The sequence below is a fragment of the Pelotomaculum schinkii genome (assembly GCF_004369205.1).
GTDB lineage: Bacteria > Bacillota > Desulfotomaculia > Desulfotomaculales > Pelotomaculaceae > Pelotomaculum_C > Pelotomaculum_C schinkii.
This window is the reverse complement of record NZ_QFGA01000002.1, coordinates 185,820-207,429: the sequence shown is the minus strand read 5'-3', so window position 1 is coordinate 207,429 and position 21,610 is coordinate 185,820. Positions and strand designations below refer to the sequence as shown.

General features: G+C 48.5%; 20 protein-coding genes and 1 pseudogene. 18 read left to right on the top strand and 3 right to left on the bottom strand.

Annotated features, from left to right (window positions below; genetic code table 11):
* Positions 1–90 precede the first annotated feature (90 nt).
* The 3 genes from Psch_RS11940 to Psch_RS21415 all read left to right on the top strand — a co-directional run bounded on the left by Psch_RS11940 (position 91) and on the right by Psch_RS21415 (position 2,737).
* Entirely contained in the window at positions 91–369 is a 279-nt protein-coding gene (locus Psch_RS11940) for a hypothetical protein (protein WP_190240457.1), read from the top strand.
* Between the two features lie 489 nt (positions 370–858).
* Complete coding sequence (sigI, locus tag Psch_RS11935) at positions 859–1,614, top strand: RNA polymerase sigma-I factor (protein WP_190240456.1); 756 nt, start codon at positions 859–861, stop codon at positions 1,612–1,614.
* The gene (locus Psch_RS21415) at positions 1,589–2,737 is read left to right on the top strand and encodes an anti-sigma factor domain-containing protein (protein WP_190240455.1); all 1,149 of its coding nucleotides are present in this window, start codon (positions 1,589–1,591) and stop codon (positions 2,735–2,737) included. The genes sigI and Psch_RS21415 overlap by 26 nt, the downstream gene beginning before the upstream one ends.
* Positions 2,738–2,837: 100 nt before the next feature.
* On the opposite strand, the gene Psch_RS11925 is transcribed toward Psch_RS21415, so the two are convergent.
* The gene (locus Psch_RS11925) at positions 2,838–3,314 is read right to left on the bottom strand and encodes a DUF441 domain-containing protein (RefSeq protein WP_134216995.1); all 477 of its coding nucleotides are present in this window, start codon (positions 3,312–3,314) and stop codon (positions 2,838–2,840) included.
* Positions 3,311–3,952 carry a LysE family transporter gene (locus Psch_RS11920; RefSeq protein WP_190240454.1) on the bottom strand — a complete coding sequence of 214 codons (642 nt, stop codon included), beginning with the start codon at positions 3,950–3,952 and terminating at the stop codon, positions 3,311–3,313. The genes Psch_RS11925 and Psch_RS11920 overlap by 4 nt, the downstream gene beginning before the upstream one ends.
* Before the next feature lie 174 nt (positions 3,953–4,126).
* On the opposite strand from Psch_RS11920, the gene Psch_RS11915 reads away from it, so the two are divergent.
* From Psch_RS11915 to Psch_RS11865, 11 genes and pseudogenes are all read left to right on the top strand, one after another.
* Positions 4,127–4,525: a thioesterase family protein gene (locus Psch_RS11915; RefSeq protein WP_190240453.1), complete on the top strand. Its 399-nt coding sequence runs from the start codon at positions 4,127–4,129 to the stop codon at positions 4,523–4,525.
* Positions 4,526–4,589: 64 nt separating this feature from the next.
* A complete protein-coding gene (locus Psch_RS11910) occupies positions 4,590–4,805 on the top strand; it encodes a hypothetical protein (RefSeq protein ID WP_190240452.1) in 216 nt (71 codons plus the stop codon).
* A 28-nt stretch (positions 4,806–4,833) separates the two neighbouring features.
* Positions 4,834–5,625: a metallophosphoesterase family protein gene (locus tag Psch_RS11905; protein WP_190240451.1), complete on the top strand. Its 792-nt coding sequence runs from the start codon at positions 4,834–4,836 to the stop codon at positions 5,623–5,625.
* 925 nt (positions 5,626–6,550) lie between these two features.
* Complete coding sequence (locus Psch_RS11900) at positions 6,551–7,009, top strand: hypothetical protein (RefSeq protein WP_190240450.1); 459 nt, start codon at positions 6,551–6,553, stop codon at positions 7,007–7,009.
* A 23-nt stretch (positions 7,010–7,032) separates the two neighbouring features.
* The gene (locus Psch_RS11895) at positions 7,033–7,863 is read left to right on the top strand and encodes a sensor histidine kinase (protein ID WP_190240449.1); all 831 of its coding nucleotides are present in this window, start codon (positions 7,033–7,035) and stop codon (positions 7,861–7,863) included.
* Positions 7,864–7,876: 13 nt separating this feature from the next.
* Entirely contained in the window at positions 7,877–8,470 is a 594-nt protein-coding gene (locus Psch_RS11890; RefSeq protein WP_190240448.1) for an accessory gene regulator ArgB-like protein, read from the top strand.
* 14 nt (positions 8,471–8,484) lie between these two features.
* Positions 8,485–8,616 carry a cyclic lactone autoinducer peptide gene (locus Psch_RS11885; RefSeq protein WP_345789078.1) on the top strand — a complete coding sequence of 44 codons (132 nt, stop codon included), beginning with the start codon at positions 8,485–8,487 and terminating at the stop codon, positions 8,614–8,616.
* Positions 8,617–8,775: 159 nt separating this feature from the next.
* Positions 8,776–9,009: an IS110 family transposase gene (locus Psch_RS21680; RefSeq protein WP_427910096.1), complete on the top strand. Its 234-nt coding sequence runs from the start codon at positions 8,776–8,778 to the stop codon at positions 9,007–9,009.
* Positions 9,010–9,232: 223 nt separating this feature from the next.
* A complete protein-coding gene (locus Psch_RS11875) occupies positions 9,233–9,937 on the top strand; it encodes a LytR/AlgR family response regulator transcription factor (RefSeq protein WP_190240446.1) in 705 nt (234 codons plus the stop codon).
* Positions 9,938–10,113: 176 nt separating this feature from the next.
* Entirely contained in the window at positions 10,114–10,554 is a 441-nt protein-coding gene (gene tnpA, locus Psch_RS11870; RefSeq protein ID WP_190240445.1) for an IS200/IS605 family transposase, read from the top strand.
* 177 nt (positions 10,555–10,731) lie between these two features.
* Positions 10,732–10,881: pseudogene (locus Psch_RS11865) on the top strand (IS4-like element ISArch11 family transposase); the annotation flags it as partial.
* A gap of 148 nt (positions 10,882–11,029) precedes the next feature.
* Here Psch_RS11865 and Psch_RS11860 read toward each other — a convergent pair.
* Positions 11,030–11,851 (bottom strand): hypothetical protein, encoded by an 822-nt coding sequence (locus Psch_RS11860; RefSeq protein ID WP_190240443.1) that lies wholly within the window; start codon positions 11,849–11,851, stop codon positions 11,030–11,032.
* A gap of 788 nt (positions 11,852–12,639) precedes the next feature.
* Between Psch_RS11860 and Psch_RS21675 the strand changes: the two genes are divergently transcribed.
* From Psch_RS21675 to addA, 4 genes are all read left to right on the top strand, one after another.
* Complete coding sequence (locus Psch_RS21675; RefSeq protein WP_427910108.1) at positions 12,640–12,885, top strand: ATP-binding protein; 246 nt, start codon at positions 12,640–12,642, stop codon at positions 12,883–12,885.
* A gap of 612 nt (positions 12,886–13,497) precedes the next feature.
* Positions 13,498–13,707, top strand: coding sequence for a hypothetical protein (locus tag Psch_RS11855; protein ID WP_190240442.1), 210 nt, complete (start codon positions 13,498–13,500; stop codon positions 13,705–13,707).
* Between the two features lie 571 nt (positions 13,708–14,278).
* Positions 14,279–17,761, top strand: coding sequence for a helicase-exonuclease AddAB subunit AddB (gene addB / locus Psch_RS11850; RefSeq protein WP_190240441.1), 3,483 nt, complete (start codon positions 14,279–14,281; stop codon positions 17,759–17,761).
* Positions 17,745–21,539 carry a helicase-exonuclease AddAB subunit AddA gene (gene addA, locus Psch_RS11845; protein WP_190240440.1) on the top strand — a complete coding sequence of 1,265 codons (3,795 nt, stop codon included), beginning with the start codon at positions 17,745–17,747 and terminating at the stop codon, positions 21,537–21,539. Before addB ends, addA begins: the two co-directional genes overlap by 17 nt.
* Positions 21,540–21,610: the final 71 nt, after the last annotated feature.

Genomic DNA, 21,610 nt, shown 5'->3' with positions numbered 1-21,610 from the left:
TTTTCTATGGGGTCAATGTGCGAATTAATTCGTAGCGACATTTTGAGGCAAGGCCTGTGTATTTTTAGGGTGGATTGCAGGTGATTTAGAGTGGCGGCAACAGGTAAATCTGAAGCAGCCAAGTGGGGATGGCTGTCAATAGCAGTTACAGTACTCGGTGTGGCTATTATTTCGGCGCCTTGGATCCCGGACAAGTATAAAATCATGCTGGCTGTACCGGTTTACGCGATGTTTTTCTATGTTTACTATAAATACCTGCATTTAAAAAAAATGGCCAAAGCTAATACCGGGGCGGTTCAGGACAATGAAAACAGGGCTGCCAGAAGGCAAGCGCAGCGCCGGCAAAAGGGTAAAAATCAATTGCCTTGATTTTTCCGGATGAATAGCGAAACCGCGTCTTAAGCAGACGCGGTTTCTTAGTTTTCGACGCGGCGTATTTCATCTTTTGTCAATACAGGAATCAGGTTTAGTTTTACCGCTTCCGTCCCGTCAAAGAAGATATTAAAGAAACCTTTAAGTAGTTTTATTAACATCAAACAACACCTCCATATGTTATTATAAGGTGAACTGATCATAAGATCATTAATGTATTGCTGGATATTTTGGTACAAAGTGATGTGGTAGTATGTTTTGGAATAGTGAAATCCTGTGGCAAGCAGTTTAGCGCCGGAAGACTGTGGGAGGAATTTCCGGGTTTTAGGACGAATAAAAGTGAGGTGAGACAGTTTTCTTGTTAGCATTACTTCCCCCTTAAATTTATCTTATCCGACGTATATAAGAGCAAAGGGAACATACTCCCTACGCCTACTTAATCCATCGGAAAGAGGTGAGCACCGGTAGATAAAGGGGTGTGAATATTTGTTTCCTGTACAGGATCTGGAAAATACTATCATACAGATCAAAGATGGTGAAAATCTTGCCCGGGAAGATTTTCTAGAACAATGCAAGCCATTTGTGTTTAAAACAGCGTGCCGTATTTCCAGGCGCGCATTGGAGTGGGGTCGGGACGACGAGCTGGCAGTGGCCTTGATTGCCTTTAACGAGGCCATCGACCGCTACCGGGTGGAATCCGGTGTGCCTTTTTTAGCTTACGCCAGGATGGTAATGGGAAGCCGGCTCACCGACCATTACCGGAAGGAAAGCAGGATCGCCCAATCAAGTGTACTTCTACCCCCAAACGGATATGTTTCCGGCAGCCTGGAATACGCCAAATCCTGGGAAGTTTACTGGGAAGAAAAAGCTGCCGAGGAAAGGGAAGAAGAGATAAAAGAGTTTGGCAGGTTATTAACATCGTATGGGGTAACCTTTGAGGACCTGGTAAAATGCTCACCGCGTCACCGCGACACCCGCCAGACTCTGATGCGTGCGGCATGGTCGCTAGCGGAGGAAGGCCCGCTTTTCGAAGAGCTGAGGCAGAAAAAAAAGCTTCCCCTGATGGAACTTGAGAAAAGCACCGGTATTCGTCGCAAAAATTTGGAGCGGGGAAGAAAATATATCATCGCAATGGCTCTTTTAATCAGCATGCGGGAAGAATTTTTATATCTAAGTTCATATTTGAGGATGCCTTCCGGGTTTAAGGGGGATACAAATGAATGCTCACGGGATGGTTGTTAAAATAAAACGCAAAACCTGCATAGTGTTGACTGCGGATGGAGAATACCGGGAGGTTCTCCTGCCTGGAGGAGCCGTACCCCGCCTCGGCCAGGAGATTCAACTGGAAAACAGGAGAAAATTGCCTTATCCGAAACAGTTAATGGCTGCTGCCTCACTGTTCATTATTTTAATGGCCGGCTTGCTGTACTTTGGTGAGGCGCCTCCCGCTGCAGCCTACCTGACCATTGACATCAACCCCAGTATAGAACTGGCTGTCTCCACCGCGGGAAAGGTCATCTCAGCCCGCGCCATGGATGATGAAGGGGAGAAAATCCTGTCTGAGGTCAAGGTGAAGGGCCAGGACTTGCGTGAAGCAGTTAGATTGATTGTAGCGCAGGCAGTTGCGGATAATTATATTGAAAAATCGGGCGATAACGTAATCCTGGCGACCCTTACCGTTGCCTCCGGCGCCGAGCCCCTGGTTGACCTGAACTCGGTTTACGAAGCAATCAAGAGCCCGGTGGAGTCGAGCGGTCTGGAATCAGATGTGATTATAGAGCCGGTCGAGCCGGAACTGCGCCAGGAAGCTGTCGACTCCGGCATCTCCACCGGCAGGTATCTGCTGCTTAATAAATCAGATAAAAAAGGGTTGCAGATCAGCATAAGCGACATTACCTCGATGAGCCTGGGGAAACTGGAAAAGGAAAAGAAGATGAACCTGATAGACCTGGTTGCCGGTAAGGATGATGAGCGCCGGGATAATGACAGCAAGCAAGGTCAGGAGAATATCACTAGAAATCGTGGCATATATTTTGAACGTCAGAAATCAGCCGGAGGTCAAGGAGAGCCGGTGGGAAAGGTTCAAATATCGGAGGAAAAACAAACCGGAAGTAAGGCTGGTATGAAAGATGCAAACGGCAAGGGAGCCACAGGCAACGGCGAAGGTAAACATGAGGGCGCTGGGAACAGCGGCCGGGATAAAGACAAATCCGCCGGCAACTCTGACAAAGGCGGCAACTCTGACAAAGGCGGCAACTCTGACAAAGGGGGCAGCTCTGACAAAGGTGGTAACTCAGACAAAGGCGGCAACTCAGACAAAGGCGGCAACTCTGATAAACCCGACAACAAAAAGCATGACCGCTAAATGAGGCGCTGTCAGACTCTCATTTTTATGTTTCGTATTAACGACCCGTTACCGGTCTTGACCGGCTGGCGGGTCCTTTATATTTGATAACATGTCTTTGTTATCTGAGCAGGTTGGTAATCTGTAGAAAGACAGCAGTGACCGCGGCAGCCATAACCGGACCACAGGGAGTACCCCTGAGCAACAGTATGCCCAGCACGGTGCCGACCGTCATCCCAAATATAATTTCGGGGTTGGCATTCATAAGATTTAGCCCGTCGCCATTCAGCTTGGTAGCCAGCGCTCCCGCCACCAGGGCTAAAAAACCTTTAAAAGATACTAACGAGTACAGGTCGTCCTTGGTCAGATTATCTGTAGCTACAGGGGAAAGGATATGGAGCATCAACAGCACCAGTCCAATCTCCAGGCCCCGTTGTTCCAAAACCGGCAGCAGGACCGAATCCAGGTTGAAATACCTGATGCAAAGGAGGATACAGGCTGATGTAACCACCAGGTTGGAACGTCCGAAGAGGCCTAAAAAAAGCAAAGTGATTAATATCAGCTCGGGAGTGCTGAAGCCCCAAATGTCTTCACTCAAGCCCGGATCATCTCCATCATGGCAAAGTATACCCCGACCAGTCCGGTTAGAAGATAGCAAAGACCGGCTGCTTTCCGGACCAAATCTTTAATGCTGTTTCCCAGCCTGTGCCCAATAACTGCCGACATCAGGGCCAGCAGGGCGGACCATACCGCGCCCCCAAGAGTAAAGCCGGACAGGAGCAGCGCCACTTCCTGAAGCGTCCCGCTTCCTACCAGCATACCCAGGAAGGGGGCGGTCAGGATCAGTGTGGACGGGGTAAAAAGAGAGGAGGCCAGGCCAAAGAGGTAGGGATTATTAAACCAAATTGCCACGTACTTTACCCGCCCCTTAAGCCACTTGCCGGCAGGGCTCCTGCTACCCAGGAGGTAATAAAGCCCGACCAGGAAGAGAAAGAAAAAACAGGCCAGGATGACGTAAAACCTCAGGAAAGTGAACCTGTCAAAATAGAGGGTAAATCCAAATAACAATGCGCCGTAACAGAGAGTGTCCCCGGTAATATTACCCAGACCGACCAGGAAAGAGGACAAAAAACCCCGCTGCAAGCCACGGTTGACGGCTTCCATGGCGCCGCTGTCCGGGGGTAGCGAGAGGAGAAAACCTGCAGCAGTCCCTAAAGCTAAAGGATGAATGATCATGGTAATACCTGCTAACCCTGTTTAATGATAGAATATGCCTGAGGGACCACAATATTACATGCGGCGCCTAAGGTTTTCTTTTCCAGAATTACCGGTAATTTTTGAGCGTCCGGAAGGTATTTAGGCTATGGGCTGGAATTCGTTACTATAAATAGATTTTGGAGGTGTATTTTGATGGACCGTCAATTAAACGTCGGGATTCAGGGCGAAGCAAGGCTGACAGTGGATGAAAGCGACACCGCCATAGCGTACGGGAGCGGTACGGTGAGTGTCCTGGCCACTCCAGCCCTCATCGCCCTGTTGGAAAATGCGGCTCAAAACTCGGTAGCTCCATTCCTGGAAGCTGGAAATACAACCGTGGGGACGATGGTAAACATAAAGCACCTGGCCGCTACTCCGGTTGGCCTCAATGTCGTTGCAGTTTCCCGGCTGACAGAATTGGACGGCCGGCGTCTGGTATTTGAAGTGGAAGCGCGTGACGAGGTTGAAGTAGTTGCCACCGGGGTGCATGAGCGTTTTATCATTAAGGCGGACAGCTTTATGAAACGGGCGGCAAATAAGTCAAAAAGTTAAACTTTGATTCCCGGTCTTTGATATAATAATAATCAGAAAAAGCTGTAGCGGGGTGTAAACCCACATGACCATCAAACTTTTCGTTAAAACAGAGATAAAGAAAGGTGTCAACCAGAGTATCGTCAAGGTTACCTGGGGAGCAACCAACAATGCCGGAAGAATTTTTTATTCTCATACTGAACTGATGAGTATAGGGGATTTTGAAAAGCTCAAGGAACTTTTTGCTACCGTGGGGCTGGACGATGAAAAACGTGCAGATACAGGCCGCGATTTCTTTTAGCTAAAAAGGGTGGATAGGGGGATAACCGATGCGACTGATTTATCTCGCCGACACTCACATCAAAAGCACTACTCCCGAGAACCGCAAGGACAATTTCCTTGAAACGATTTACCGTAAACTCTTGGAGGTTGCCGGCCTTTGCCGGGACTTACAAGTTGATTTTGTCATCCATGGGGGTGATATTTTTGACCACCCCCACCCCGATCAGAGCTCCTGGGACCTTTTGAAATGGTTCTTGAAAGAACTGGATTGCCCGCTGTACTGTGTAGCCGGAAACCATGATCTGGTTAACCAGCAGTTGGACAGCCTGCAAAAAGCCGCACTGGGCTCCCTGGCCAGAAATAGAAATATTACACTTCTCCAACCCCGCGAAAGAATCTACCTGGACAAGGGCAACTGCGTCGTCCAGCTGAGTGGACAACATTTTTACGGAGGTATGGACCGGCACAAAAACAGTGAAGACTACATGGTCAAGAAAAAGGGTTGCGACCTGGCCATACATGTAGTACACGGAATGTTGCTGCCCAAAGCCTTCTCTAACAAGGTCGCCTGTACGCTGATTTCCGAAGTTGCCGCTACTGAGGCGGACTTTACCTTGGGCGCTCATGCCCACCTGGGCTACCATGAGGTTGTGGACGGTAAGTTTTTCTTAAACCCCGGCGCCCTGGTGCGCCTGACCAATCTGGAAAGAGAATTGGTGAGGACGCCGCAGGTGCTTTACCTGGACTTTACCACCTCCGCCGGTTACAGCTTCATTCCCCTGCAGTCCGCCCTGCCGGGCAGCGAGGTGATGGACATCAAATGTCCTGAGGAATCGTAATGGCGTATTTCCTCAAGCCTTACCTTACTAGTATCTGTAGTTTGGTCGTAGGATGTAAGGCGTAGGGCGTATAAAATGTCAATCTGAAACACCAGTTTCTGGAATTATCAAATTCAGTTCAGTCCCTAAACTCGTAATTATGTGAAGTCAAGGGTAAGGTGGAGATTTTCCAGTTGATTTGTGCTGGAAAATCTCCACCTTACCCTTGACGAACATTGTTGAAAACATAATGGGAAGAGGTCTTGCGACGGTTTTCAGGAGCAAGGCCTTAGTTGTTATGGTTTATATTGCTTCGGCTAGCCGATTCCTGTAATAGCGAGAACGCTTCTCTACAGGCGGATAGCCGCCGTTGATAGTGTATATTCTTTTACGGGTGTAATAAATTTCCACAAACCGGAACACCATGCTTTTGACGGTATCCATATGCATGTTTTCTGTTTTAAACTTGTAGATATGTTCTTTCTTCAATGTTGCGAAAAATAACTCAGTTCGGGCATTGTCAAAACATTTTCTGTGTTGCTTATGCTGCACCATAGGCGGTCAATACTGCCCGGTAAGTCCTGCTGGTATACTGGCTTCCCCTATCACTGCTATACTGAATTCGTCATAGTATCTTTTCCAACATAGTCGCTATAAAAGATCATGCCAAAGGCCTCCATTGAAGTTGACGGCAGCTAAAAAGGTCCAGGAGGCTAAGAACGCATTGGCCAGGACGTTGGAGGCCAGGAACAATCGTCAAGGTTGGCAGTGCTTGCCACTCCTAAAAAAAACTTATTCCATATCGGTTTCATATTTTCTTCACATCTAGTAAAGATATTCTGTTTTTTTTACTAGGGCATCTTAACCCCATAAACAGGCGTGATAGAATTTCATGCAGGAATATTAATAAAATATAACGAAAAATATTGTGGAGAGGGGTTAATATATGGATAGTATGCCAATATTATCTTTCTTGTTTTATTCCTTACCAGAGAGCTGTTTAATTTTTACCTTCGGTCTTTTGATAATTGGGAAAAAGCCTGGGGTGCCGAAAACAGTCCTTGCAACAATTATATCAGCTCTTTTTTCTTATATTGTAAGGATGATGCCTATAATGTTTGGCATCCACACAATAATTTGGGCTGTAATTATCTTTATATTATTTAAATATTTATTTAAATTAACCATGAGGCAGGCGTTTGTTGCAACAATGCTAAGCTTAGGTACTCTAATAGCTCTTGAAATATCAGTTACTCATCTTTTAGAGTCTAAACTTGGATTAACTTTAGAGAAGATATGGGGAAACCCAATTTTACGAACTATACTACCTCTTCCACAACTTGTAATATGGTCTATTATAACATTATTTATATATAAAAGGAAAATTAGCTTAAAAGTCTCATAGTAAAAACAAGGTGAATAAGTGAGATGAATTATTTAAACGAAAATAAAGCAGCTTTTAGGATTATTACTTTTTTTCTAACACAAACTTTTATAATTTTGCTAGCAGCTAGAGTGAGTAATTTTTATCATAAACAAATTGATTTGCCGGATTTATTTCTGACAATAATAGCATTATCGAATTTTATAATTGCCATATTTATAATTAAAGCGTTTTTAAACCGAGATTTTTTAAATAATCAGATTAGCTTATATAAAAATTTCACAAATGAAACGATCAGTATGATGCGTTGTGAAAGACATGATTTTATTAACCACTTACAGGTCGTTTACGGTTTGGTTTTCAGGAAAGAGCATGAGGCCGCCAAGGAATACCTTAACGATATAGGTATAAATTTTAGATTTAATAGTCAATTATTAAATCTAAAAAATATATATTTGAGGTTTTTACTGCAAAATAAAAAAAATTTAGCATTTGAAAATGGAATAACTTTGACGATAGATGTTAAAAGTAGTGTAGAAAACTTAAATATGGCTTCAACTGATATAACAACAATATTTGGTAATCTAATAGATAATGCTATTGATGTATTAAAAGAAATAACAAAAGAAGAGAAAAAAATTGAAATTGAAATTTTTGAAACTAAAAACTATTATTGTTTTGTTATTAAAGATTCAGGTCCCCGGATAAACATAGAAACGATAGATTTTATTTTTGAGAAGGGATTTTCAACTAAAGGCGCTAATAGAGGCTATGGTTTGCCTTTAGTTAGGGATATAATACAAAAGTATAATGGACAGGTCTTCTATGACGATACACACAATAAATCTTTTAATATAACTATACCTAAAAGGTAGGCAGGTTGTTTTTGTGATTCATATTTGGTCATTGCTTTTTTCTGAATATATTTGCAACGAATTAAATCTTAATAGATGCAAACAATCCATTATCTCTTATGGTTTGGAAGTAATTATAGGTGCTTCTATTAAGTTAATAATTTATATAACAATTCCACTTATCTCAGGTTTTTTAAATCAATTTGCTGCTGCATATTTAAGCGCTGGATTATTAAAGATTTGTTCTGGTGGTTACCATTGTTCTGCATACTATAGATGCTTAATTAGTACGTTTTTAATATTTAGTTTGATTGCGGTAATCTCGAAGTACATGGCAGGAACCATACCCTCTGAGCCGATTCTATACTTTTCTTTGTTTTTAGCATTGATAATATTTATATTACTTGCTCCTGTTGATGTTAAGGAAAAACCTATAATAAGTTTGAATCGGCGTAAACTGTTAAAAACTATATCTTGCTTAATGGTTATTATTTATATTTTATTGTTTTATTATTGGAAACCCGAACAAAATATCGCTTTAGCTTCCGGATTCGCAATACTTTTTCATGTATTCACTCTTACAAAGTTCGGGAATGCTTTTTTAAGATGGGTTGATAAAAGTTTATAATTAGAACGAAAGGAGTGAAAACTGTGAAGAAGCTTATATTAAGCATGATCGTTTCACTGGCCAGTTTAATAGCATTTATAGGCATTTACCCGACTTCTTGGGTGGGTTATTATCAACCTCAAATTCCGAAAGAATTAATTAAATAATCAGTACTATTTCCAACTATTTAAGAAAACTTGTTTTTCGCTATATCGTTTAGGTCATTCTAAAAAATCAGAGCAGCTGCCCTTGACATGGGAGCTTCTCACCCGTGTTTCCAATGGCCCAAGAAACAACACAGTAATCAAATTTCAACACCTGGACCGATGGATGCGGGACATCTGCAAGCAGCAAGAAAAGCAGAAGTCATCGCCGGTTTTGAGCACATTGAACATTACTGGTTCGCATTGGGAGACCACCTTGTATGCCAGGGTCATAAACTTGCAATAGTCAACTCTTTCCATGTCAAACGAACCAAGGAACTGGATGATAACAGCCCCACCAAGAACGACCGAAAGGATCCGAAGACCATTTTGGATAGGCATGACGAAGGTATTTAGGGCTAAGGCCCAGGAGGATGTGGGAGGTTTGCTGCTAGGAGACGATGTGGAATCCCACTGGATAAGATACAAAATACACGCGGCCCTGGTAAAAGTTACACATCGCCATCCATAATTACACATTGATGTAGATATCAAGCGTTTGGCTGTCCGAACACAAAGTGAAAATCTAAGGATAAAGAAGATATACAAAGATAGTCGAAGTTTATTAGGGAGGATTCTCATGAATGTGGTACTAGCTGAAGATAACCCTGTCGAATTAAATTACTTGAAAGATTTATTAACCCATGAAAAGAATATCAATATTATAGGTGAGGCAAGTAATGGAAAAGAAGCTTATAAATTAATAAAAGAACACAACCCTGAAGTAGTGTTTCTTGATATCTCAATGCCAGATATTACGGGTATAAACTTGGCTAAGAATATTGTTGATAGCACAATTATTGTTTTTGTGACAGCCTATAATGAATTTGCTATTGAGGCTTTTGAAGTCGGTTCAGTAGATTATTTGCTAAAGCCTTTTGGTCCTGAAAGATTAGGCCTTACCCTAGAGCGAATTAAAAAATATTTACCACAAAAAAGTTTAAACACAGTAAAAAAGTTGGCTATAAATTCAAAGGGCACAATAACACACATCGATATTAGCAATATTACTTATATAGAAAAAGCTTTAGGAGTACAAAAAACATTCATTAATACAATAAAAAATAAATACGTTACAAGAAAAACATTAAATTATTATGAAAGCAAATTAGCGGATTTTGGTTTTTTACGGGTTCATAAAAGTTACATAATAAATATTAACAAGCTTGAAAAATTAATGCCTTGGGGAGATAAGTCTTATTTAGCAATTTTGAATGGAGTAAAAGACGAAGTCCTAGTAAGTAGACATTATGCACCTATATTAAAATCCTTGGTCCAATTATAAAGATAACCAGTATTTAATTGAAAAGTAAAATAGCCCAAAGTATTGCTTTGTGCTATTTTACTTAATGTCTGTATAATGGGGTTAAATCCCTCGGCTTCCAGCCGAAGCCTTTAGGTTAACCCAGTAGTAGAATCATCGCTTCTAGCAAAAGGAATACTTAAGCTAGAGGTGATGAAATGCAGAACTACAGAAAGACATCACATGTAACCTTTGATATCAAGATACACTTGGTGTGGATAACAAAATATCGGAAACCGGTGTTGGGCGGGAAAATAGCGGTAAGAGTAAGGGACCTTATAAGGCTCGTGGCCAAAAACAACGAAGCTGAGATATTGGCCGGTCATGTATCAAAAGATCATGTACACTTGTTGGTGTCAGTCCCCCCGCATCTGTCTGTGAGCAAGCTGGTGCAGTATATCAAAGGTTATAGCTCAAGGAAATTGCTAATGGAATACAAAGAACTAAACAAGCAATTCTGGGGACAACACTTATGGGCAAGAGGATACTTTGCAGCAAGCAGCGGAAATGTCACTGACGAAATAATCATGGAGTATATAAAGAATCAGGATATAGAGGAAAACCAAAAAGCAGATAACTTTACGCTAGAGGAATTTTAAGCTGCTTTAGCAGCTATTACCAACCAACCTGCTTCAGCAGGTTGTGGTTGAGTTTATACTTGAGTAAGTTCTCCTGGCATGATTTTAGCCAGGAGAACAAAAAACCGCCCGCTGTACGGGTGGGATTCAAGGCTTAAGCAAAGCAACACCCTTCTGCCTTCTGTTAAAATGATGAGTGTTCAAGAACATGGTGGTTACTTCGTGAGCCGATTGAAAGGAAACAGTAATCCGCTGATTGTGTCCCCCCTGCGTAAGTGCCGGGGTTATTCCATTGACCTGAACGGGAAAAGAATCCGGTTCCTGTTGGAAAGTTTGAAAAGAGAGCTTGAGAACCCTTTTAAGGGTCTTGCCAAGTAATCAGTGCACATGGCTTGAACGAAGTTTAAGCCAGCGCCATTTAGGCGCTGGCTTATAATAAGCCCTTATAGGGCTCGTGCAAGCCACCCCATTTTGATTTTGGGGTGGTCTTGACTTTTTAGAAGAAATCTTCCTCTTCCTCGACCCAATGTCTTTCATTTAAGGGATCTACTTCAACACCCACAGAAACAAATCCGGAACTAACTGAAAAACTTACAGGAGGGCAATTAAAACCATAAGTGTGGCAATATTCTTGCACTAACTCACCATGAGCATCAAATGGACTTCCGCCGTCAAGAGGCCTTAACGTAACCCATGCCCAACCTCTAGAATTATCATCGTCAGTAGTTACCCCCATACCACCGGTTACGGTTTTAACACGAGTTAAATCACTATCGTGCCCTCTAGCTACAGCATAAACTGCATCGGTTTGCCAGTTAACTGCCCAACCGTCATCACTACCATCTATTTCTTCGCAATTACTCCAATTAAAGTAATAATCTACATCAATGTAACCAGAATCTCCCGATTGTGTTCTTGAGACAACAGCTGAAAGAGTTAGATCGGATTTTGTACCACCCATAATAATAATGTCATCAGTGTTTTTATCAGGATTATAAAAACCTGAATATTCCTTATTTGATATTACAACTGGGATCTGCTTACCTTGACTATCCTTGATAATTTTAATTTCTTTGACATAGGTTTTTTCCACTTCCATACCAATGCTGTTTAACTCTTTTTGATAATCTTCTAGCGATTTAGAATTTTCATGTGCTTTAACAATTTTATCGACAAACGACTTTTCATGTTCTGGTAGAGCATTATACCTTTCATCAAGGATTATAACCTGGGATGGGTTATCAGAAGCAGCAAAAACGGCAGTAGGCATTGTCACACAAAATGCTAAAACGAGTAACAACAAAACATATTTTTTCAAATTTGAGACCCCCTTTAGTAAACTGTTTAGGACATTCCACATTTTAGTTGGATAGATGTGATACTTTTAATCGGCGATAACTGTGCTTTGTCCTCTCTGATATATAAATTTTAATACACTTTAACCGCCTCCTTCGTGTTAAGATAGTTTATATTTAGATAAAGGATTAACCTTAGAAAGGAATTAACCTTCTGAAGTAACACAAAAAGCCTATTAGGAGTTATGTAATGCATTTTTTAAAGCCTATAGTGCCTATCTAGCCGAATACCACTTCAAACAGTGTTATTTCTTAAGTTGAAGCATAATGATTTGGAGACTAATAAACTTGTGGCGCAGCACCGGGTTAGCCGGGAGAAAGGAGCACTGGTCCAAAATACCACCACCTCTGTGACAACACGAAAAAGATCAATGAGCTATACGAAAAAACATTTAACTTGTTAGGGGCCACAGCACAGGCGACAGAGTTTCTGACTTGCATTCGCTGTGAGAAGCGCCGATATGTACGAGAGCAATTTGGCCTAATAGAGAAGTTGACACAGAAATATCCTCTGGGTGCGTAAAAAGGCAATTGACTGTTGTTTGGCCCGAAAGCTCTACAATGCAGTTGACTGCCGCGATGTAGCAGCATATATCCTAAGCCAAGAGAAAGCGCCAGCTCAAACATCCTGCCTGGCCAAACAAGGATACCGTTCGGGAGTGCTTAAGGTGAAAGCCGAACAGCGAAGTATCACTGCCCACACCCGGCTCCTCGGGGGGGAAAAGCTATGAGCAGTCAAGTATAAGAGGTTATTAGCGAGCTTCATCTGACCAGCGTCCGGGAGCATCTGAATGATTTTCTGGAGCCGGCCGTTAAGGACAACCTTTTTTGTCTTGATTTTTTACACCGTGTATTGACGCAGGAGGCTGTGGCTAGAAATGCCAAGTCGCTTGACAGAAGGATGAAGTATGCCGCTTTCCCCTATCATAAAACCATTGGTGAATTTGACTTTGGTTTTCAGACTTCTGTTACCCGACGTGGACCGGCTTGTCCATAACAGTGAGCTTTTCAATATGACTGACGAGAGTTATCGCTTAAAGCACAGAAATACAATATTGGAAGCGCCAAAACCCCTAGCTTGCGGGAGGAAGGGAGAGAGGGTTGCCTCCTCTCCTGTCTACATAATTTTAGTAGCCTAGTCCGTAAAGACCAACCGCGGCAGCGGCGCGCAACGAAGTGAAGCGGCCTTGACCGGTATGCTATACTGCTAAAACCCGACTGACCTGAACTCTGCTCAGCTCTCGGTTGTCGGTCGGGATCCTCCCCGTTGCATACCGGTCAAGGCTTGGGCTGGATGACGGTGGTTTAGGCAGTAGGTGCGTGGGGATTTAGTACGACAAAAGCATCCAAAATTATAGGCCATTTTTTATCCAAAGTTTTGACCGCTCACAGTGTATACATGTTAGATCAGCTATTCCGGAAGTGAGAGCCACTGCTCTGGTTAAAATATCATCAGTAGCGTTATCTAAGAAGAAATGGTATAGTCTAGTAGATAAAGAGTACCAACTTGGCAATCTTGAAAAAGCCTATCAGACTGACAGACTAACAAAGGAGCCCCCTAGAGTAGACAGCGGCTATTTTGAACCGATTTTATGAAAGGAGCTTACAAGTGAATTTTTTGAAAGAAATTCTTATTTATTTATTAAGTTCAGGTGTTGGAATTTTGCTGATTATATCTAGTTCTTTTATTGAGGGGCAAGGTGAAAGTTTAATTAAAATTTCTAAAATATTTGGAGCTATGTTATTTATACTTGGCTTAGTTTTACTTGTAGTAAGTATTATAGGCGAATTACTAACATTTATATTTGGTTTATTTTAAAAGATCATCCACTTTTTAAAAATGAAATAGTCTGTTCGGTACGACCTTGCCTGCCGGCAACCATTCTGGGGGTAAGACCAAGGGATGAAAAAATTTAAGCTTTAAGCAGATGTGATCAGGTAGCGATAATAGCCGGCCTTCAATTTTTGAAATTCTTTCCTTTAAAGTGGAGTAACAGTCTTCCCATCTTACATCTTCGTTGAAAAAAGAATGCCTCTAAGAACTTATTCCGCTTTCACGTGGATCATCGTTAGTATCATTCTTTTTTATTTTTTTAAGTACTGCATGAAGTTTGCTCACCATTCCTCCTAATGGAGGAATTTACGGGAATTAGGTAAACAGTACCCATATACAGAGGCGAATTCATTTAGAACCGTACCCCAGAGAAATACACTATGTAACGCCCTACGCACTAATTAGTAATTCATTCACACAAGACCTTTAAGGAATGCAGTATATAAATAATATGTCTTACGACCTACTACCTACTATCTAATCAGCCCTGGAAGGAATACAGGATGTTCCCACGTCCCAAGTCTCACGGCCCACGACTCACACGGAGGTTATTCAATTGAGTATACGCTTCATTATCGGGCGGGCCGGTACCGGCAAGACCCGCGCCTGCCTGGACGCTGTACGGGAAGAACTCCTGCGGCGGCCGGCCGGCCCCCCGTTGATCCTGCTGGTCCCCGAGCAGGCCACCTTTCAAACAGAGTACTCCCTGGCCTCCACACCCGGACTGCAGGGCTTTATCAGAGCCCAGGCGCTGAGCTTCCGGCGCCTGGCTTACCGGGTGCTGCAGGAAGTGGGCGGCGCGGCCCGGGCGCACATCGGCGAGCTGGGCAAGCGCATGCTGCTGCGACGCCTGCTGGATCACCGTAAAGGCCAGCTCAAGGCTTTCCGTCGTTCCGCCAGCCAGCCGGGATTTACCGATACCCTCGCCCGCGCCCTGGGTGAGATGAAGACCTATTGTATCGGTCCGGCTGAAATTGAACTGGCCCTCTCTTCGCTGCAGGCAGCAGGAGGGACGGACCAACTGGCCGATAAATTGGAGGACCTGTCTCTCCTTTCCAGCAGTCTGGAAGAAGCCCTGGCTGACCGTTTTACCGACCCGGACGATTACTTAAACCTGCTGGCGGACCGCCTGGAGCGTTCAGAGGCAGTCAGGGGGGCCACCGTCTGGGTCGACGGCTTTTCCGGTTTTACCCCGCAGGAATACAGGGTATTGGCCGCCCTGGCCCGCACGGCCAGGCAGGTCAATATTACTCTTTGCGCTGGGAGCGAGTCGCTGGCCGGTAAGCCGGAGGAAACCGACCTGTTTTATCCCATCCGTGAAACCTACGAGACGCTGGCGGAAATGGCGGTCCAGGAAAAGATAAGCGTGGAAAGGCCGCTTATTCTGGATGGGGCCAATCACCAACAATTCAGTTCTTCCATAGCTTACCTGGAAAAGCACTATTTTAATTTGCTTGCCGCTGCTAAGCCAGGAGCCGCGGCAGGAGTGACGCTGGCCGCAGCGGCCGGCCCGGGCGCCGAAGTGGAGGGTGTTGCCCGCGAAATCACAGCTCTCTGCCGTGACCAGGGTTTCCGCTACCGCGATATAGGCATAATTTTGCGTGATCTGGGCGCCTATGCCGACCTGATTTCCATAATCTTCACTGATCATGGGATCCCTTTCTTCATCGATCAGAAGCGCCAGGTAATGAGCCATCCCCTGGTGGAGCTGGTTCGCTCAGCGCTGGAAGCAGCCGTGACGGACTGGTCTTACAATCCCGTATTTCGCTTCCTCAAGACCGACCTGGCGCCTGTCTCCAGGGAGGAAGTAGATCTGCTGGAGAACTACGTGCTGGCCCACGGCATCCGGGGGAGCCGCTGGACGGACGGCAAGCCCTGGACATACCGCCGCCGGCTGACCCTGGAAGAGGACCAGGAGGTTACGGAGTTGGAAGCGGCGGAACTGGAAGCCATTAACCGCATCCGGAGACGGGCTGTTGTGGAACTGGCTGCTTTCACCAAAGCATTCAATTTATCGGAAACTGCCAGGGAAAAAACAGCCGCCCTCTATTCCCTTCTGGAAGCAATGGAAGTGCCGCTGAGCCTGGAGAGCTGGAGCAAGAGAGCCGAGGCTGAAGGACTGCTGGTTGCGGCCCGTGAGCATGCCCAGGTCTGGAGCGGCCTGGTGGCGCTCCTGGACCAGGTGGTGGAAACGCTGGGCGACGAGGTTATAAATGGTAAAGAATATTCCGCTATGCTGGACGCCGGGCTGGAGAGCATGCGTCTGGGGTTGATTCCCCCCGCCCTGGATCAGGTGATGGTGGGCTCCCTGGAACGTTCCCGCAGCCCCGGGGTGAAGGTCGCCTTCGTCATGGGAGTGAGCGATGGAGTACTTCCTGCCAGGCTGGCTGAGCAGGGTGTTCTCACTGAAGCGGAAAGGGAGAGGTTAAGGCTGCTGGGCTTAAACCTTGCTCCAGGAGTGAGACGGCGGTTGTTTAACGAACAGTACCTGGTGTACATCGCGCTGACCCGCGCCTCGGAGCGCCTTTACCTGAGCAGCCCGCTGGCGGACGATGAGGGAGGAGCAATCATGCCTTCCCAGGTTCTGGCCAGAGTCCGGGAACTACTGCCGGGTGTGGAGGAGCGTATCTGGCCGGTAGAACCCGACCCCTCGCTGCAAAACGATCTGGAGTTTGTTACCAATAAAGAGCGCTCTCTTTCTTACCTGGCCTCCAGAATCAGGGAGGCCAGGTCAGGAATCCCTATTAACCCGCTGTGGTGGGATGTCTACTCCTGGTTTGCGGGGGGCAGTCATAAAGCAGACTGCGCCAGGGTGCTGGCCGGCCTCTTTTACAGCAACCGGGAGGGAAGGCTCCCTGCGGGCCTGGGCCGGCTGCTGTACGGGCGTCCCCTGCGTACGAGCGTTTCCGGTGTGGAAAAGTTCCGCGCCTGCCCCTTTGCCCACTTTCTATCACATGGTTTGAAACTGCGGGAGAGAGCCGAATTCAAGCTGGACGCCCCGGATGTAGGCCAGTTTTTCCACGCCGCCCTGAAACTGTTCGGTGACCGGGTGAGCGGCCAGGGGATGGAATGGGGACAATTGACCCTGGAGCAGTGTAGAAATATGGCCGGGGAAGTGGTTGACCTTCTGGCGCCCAGGCTGCAGAGTGAAATCCTGCTCAGCTCCGCCCGCAGCCGCTACATCACCGGCAAGCTCAGGCGGATTGTACAGCGGGCGGCCCAGGTGTTGTGCGAGCACTCCAGGCGGGGCAGGTTTCAACCGGTAGGTCTGGAACTATATTTCGGGCCGGATGGGGATCTTCCGGCGGTAACGTTCACCCTGCGGGACGGCAGTGAAATGCTCCTGACCGGCCGTATCGACCGGATTGACGCGGTACAGGAGGAGGGCGGCGTTTACTTGCGGGTAATCGATTATAAATCAGGCAAGATCACCATTGACCTGCCCGACATCTACCACGGTTTGAGACTGCAGCTGCTGGCTTACCTTGATGTAGCCCTGCTGCATGCTCAAAAACTGGCGGGTGCGGATGGTTTGCCCGGCGCCGTACTGTATTTTCGCATCGACGACCCCCTGGTCAAGACGGACGGAGGCATCCCGCACGAGGAGGACCTGGAGAAGAAGCTGCTGCAGGAGCTGCGCATGACCGGTATGGTCCTGGCCGACCCCAGGGTGGTTAAGTTGATGGATGACGGTTTGGGAGCGGAATCGGACCTCATCCCGGTGCGCATCAAAAAGGACGGCGCCTTTGCCGCCCGTTCGGCCGTATTGACCGGGGAGCAGTTTGAGCTGTTGCGGGCGTTCCTGCGGGCTCAGCTTATTTCCGCCGGCAGCGATATTATCGACGGGGTGGTGGACATAGCCCCGCTAAGGCGGGGTACGGTCCGGTCATGCAGGTACTGCCCCTTCAAACCGGTCTGCCAGTTTGATATCCTCATCGAAGGCAATACCTACAAAAACGTGCCGCTGGAGGACCGCGAGACCATCTGGCGCAAGCTGGCGCGGGAGGCAAGGGGGGGAGACAATGGAGCAGTGGACTAAAGAGCAGCGTGACGCGATCACCAGCCGGGGAGGCAACTTGCTGGTGGCGGCTGCGGCCGGAGCGGGTAAGACCTCAGTGCTGGTAGAGCGGATTATTCGACGCGTCACGGACCCGGTTTCCCCGGTTGATGTGGACCGCCTGCTGGTGGTGACCTTCACCAACGCCGCCGCTTCGGAAATGAGAGATCGCATCAGCCGGGCGCTGGCGGGGGAATTAAACCGCTACCCGGGTTCGAAACACCTGCAGCGGCAGGTCGCCCTGCTGGGACGGGCAGCTATAAGCACCATGCATTCATTCTGCCTGGACCTGCTGCGGCAGTATTTTTACCGGATCGACCTTGACCCTGCCTTTCGTGTGGCCGACGCCACAGAGGCAGTCCTGCTCCAGACAGAGGCCTTGGAGGAACTGTTCGAACGCCGCTATGCGGCGGGGGAGAGCCTGCTTTTTACCGGGCTGGTCGACTCCTACGGCGGCAGGCGTGACGATACGCTTTTACAGGAACTGGTCCTGCAGGCCTATGAATTCGCCCGCAGCACCCCTGACCCCGCGGGCTGGCTGGCAAGGCTGCCGGAGAGCTTCAATGTTCCACAGGCCGCCAGCCCCGGTGAAGACTACTTTGACCAATTACCCTGGGCGGCGATTTTAAAAAAAGCTGTTGCGATGGGACTTGCCGGGGCGCGAGCGGATCTGGAGCAGGCTTTACGCCTGGCCGGACGTCCGGGCGGCCCTCAGCCTTACCTGGCCAACCTGGCGGAGGATTTAGCTGTGGTTGCAGGATTGAGTAAGGCTTGTGCCGCGGCGTCGAGTTGGTCTGCCCTCTACCAGGGCTTCCAGCAGGCCGCCTTCCGCAGGCTGGCCGCCTGCCGCAAGGAAATGGCTGATGAGGACCTGGTGGAGCAGGTTAAGAAGTTGAGGGACGGCGCTAAAAAGAAAATAGCCACGCTGCAACGGGAGTATTTTTCACGGACACCCGCGGAATTGTGCGCCGACCTGGCGACGGTGGCTTCGCTGGTGGGGGAAATGGCGGCGCTGGTCAAGGATTTCGGAGAAACCTACCGGCAGGTTAAAGCAGCGCGAGGTGTGGTGGATTTCAACGACCTGGAGCATTACTGCGTGCAGGTCTTGTCCGAGCCGGGCGAACATGGGCCGGTACCTTCCCAGGCGGCGTTGGAGCTCAGGAAAAGGTTCGAGGAGGTCCTGGTCGACGAGTACCAGGACATCAACGACGTGCAGGAGACCATTTTAAGGCTGGTCTCGCGGCAGGGGGAAAAACAACCCAATCTCTTCATGGTGGGCGACGTCAAGCAGAGCATTTACCGTTTCCGGCTGGCCGAGCCGGGCCTCTTTCTGGGCAAATACAAGAGCTACCCAATACTGGCCGGGGGCCTGGAACGCCGTATCGACCTTTCCAGGAACTTCCGCAGCCGGCGGGGTATCGTGGACGCGGTCAACTTTGTTTTCCGCCAACTGATGACCCCGGGTGTGGGCGAAATGGCCTACGACGCGGACGCCGAACTAATCTACGGGGCCGGTTACCCTGAAGAAAGCGCTTCATTTTCTGATGATACCGCTCACGGTAGGGCGCCGTACGAGTTTGTGGAACTGCACCTTATTGAGAGCGGCGCTTCTTCTGAGCCCCTGGCTCCTGTTCCGGCTGACGCCGGGGATGACCAGGCAGCTGGAGATAACGGGCAGGAACATGAGGTGGAGGAGGAGAAGGACGCCCTGCAGCAGGAGGCCGGGCTGGTTGCGGACAGGATCCGGGAACTGGTGCACGGCACACCCGGCGGGAAGCCGGGCATGCGGATTTATGACCGGGATAAAGGCGCCTACCGCCCCCTGGCTTACCGGGACGTGGTTGTGCTCCTGCGGGCGACCTCCGGCGCAGCCAATACTTTTGTGGAAGAGTTCCGGCTAAAGGGTGTCCCGGTCTACGCGGAACTGGCTACCGGGTATTTCGAGGCCACCGAGGTAGAGACCGTGCTGTCCCTTCTACATATCATCGATAACCCGCGACAGGACGTTTTCCTCGCCGGCGTGTTACGCTCACCCATGGTTGGCCTGAAAGCGGCTGACCTGGCCAAAGTCAGGCTGGCCGCCCGCCGTGGCGATTTCTACGACGCCGTGGTGGCGGCAGCCCTTGCCGGCCGGGGGGAGCTGTCTGAACGTCTGGTGGTGTTTTTGGAAAGGTTGGAACGCTGGCGGACCGCTTCCAGACAGGGCGCCCTGGCCGACCTGATCTGGTCCGTTTACCGCGACACCGGCTATTACGATTTCGCCGGCGGCCTGCCCGGCGGCAGCCAGCGCCAGGCCAACCTGAGGGCGCTGCACCACCGGGCCCGGCAGTACGAGGCCACCACCTTCCGCGGCTTGTTCCTGTTCCTGCGTTTTATCGAGCGTATCCGTGCGGGCGGCCGTGATCTCGGAGCTGCCCGCGCGCTCAGTGAGAAAGAAAACGTGGTCCGGATTATGAGCATCCATAAGAGCAAAGGCCTGGAGTTTCCGGTGGTTTTTCTGGCCGGTCTGAACAGAAAATTCAACTTCCAGGATCTCAACAAGGACTTGCTCTTTCATAAAGACCTGGGCCTGGGTCCCCAGTTGGTGGACGCCGTGGCGCGGGTAACCTATCCCACAGCAGCCAAGTTGGCCTTGAAGCACAGGCTGAGGATGGAGGCTCTGGCGGAAGAGATGCGCATCCTGTACGTAGCCATGACCAGGGCGCGGGAAAAGCTGGTGCTGGTTGGCTCCGTGCGCAACCTGGCGCAAAGCGCGCGGAAATGGTGCGGTCCGGCCGGGGTGGAGGGCTGGCTACTGCCGGACGGTTACCTGGGCGGGGTCAATTCGCCCCTGGACTGGCTGGCGCCGGCCCTGGCCCGTCACCGGGACGGGGCGGAGCTCAGGAAGCTGGGAATAAGTGAGGACCCGCCGCCGTTAGAAGTTGCCGGCGATCGCTCCCGTTGGAAAATCCTTTTAGCCAGTCGCGGTGAGGGCGCCGCAGCTGAAAAGACGCCTGAACCAGAATGGCTGGCCAGGGTCAGCCGCATGGAACCACTAGAGCCCGGGCCTCTGGCTGATGTTATCAAAGCCAGGCTTGAGTGGACCTACCCCGCTGCCGGGCTTCTGGGCCGGGCCGCCAAGACCACGGTGACAGAAATCAAACGCAGGTTTGACCAGGCGGAGGAGGGTGAGGATTCCTCAGCACGGGACTTCCGTCCACCTGTCGGGGGGAGGCCGCTTTTCCTGCAGGAAGAGCGCGGCCTGTCAGCGGCGGAAGCAGGCACAGCCCTGCACCTGGCTATGCAGAGCCTGGATTTAAAGGGACCGCTGGACACAGCAGCAATCAGGCAGTGTATAGAAAAGATGGTGGAAAGGGAAATACTGACTGCAGAACAGGCAGCAGCTGTACCGGCTGAGAAAATAGCCGATTTCTTTGCCGGCTCTCTGGGCGCCAGGCTGCTGGCAGGCCGCGAGGTGCTGCGGGAACTCCCCTTTACCCTGGCCCTGCCGGCGCAGGAACTCTACCCCGATTTGACCGGGTCTGATGGTGAAGTGGTGATCATCCAGGGCGTGGTGGACTGCCTGGTCGACGAGGGAGATGGCTGGCTCTTGGTGGACTATAAAACCGACCGCATAGCCCCCGGCCAGCTGCAGGAGGCGGTTAAGCGCTACCGTGGCCAGCTGGACCTATATGCCCGCGCGGTGGAAAGCATCCTGGGCAGAAAGATCAAAGAAAAAAATATCTACCTGTTCCATCACGGCCTGGCCATATCATTGTAAATTCGAATTAATTAGAGTTAGTTACTAAGAGGATACGTCCTGATGTGGGTGTAAATCATTCGCGGTAATCG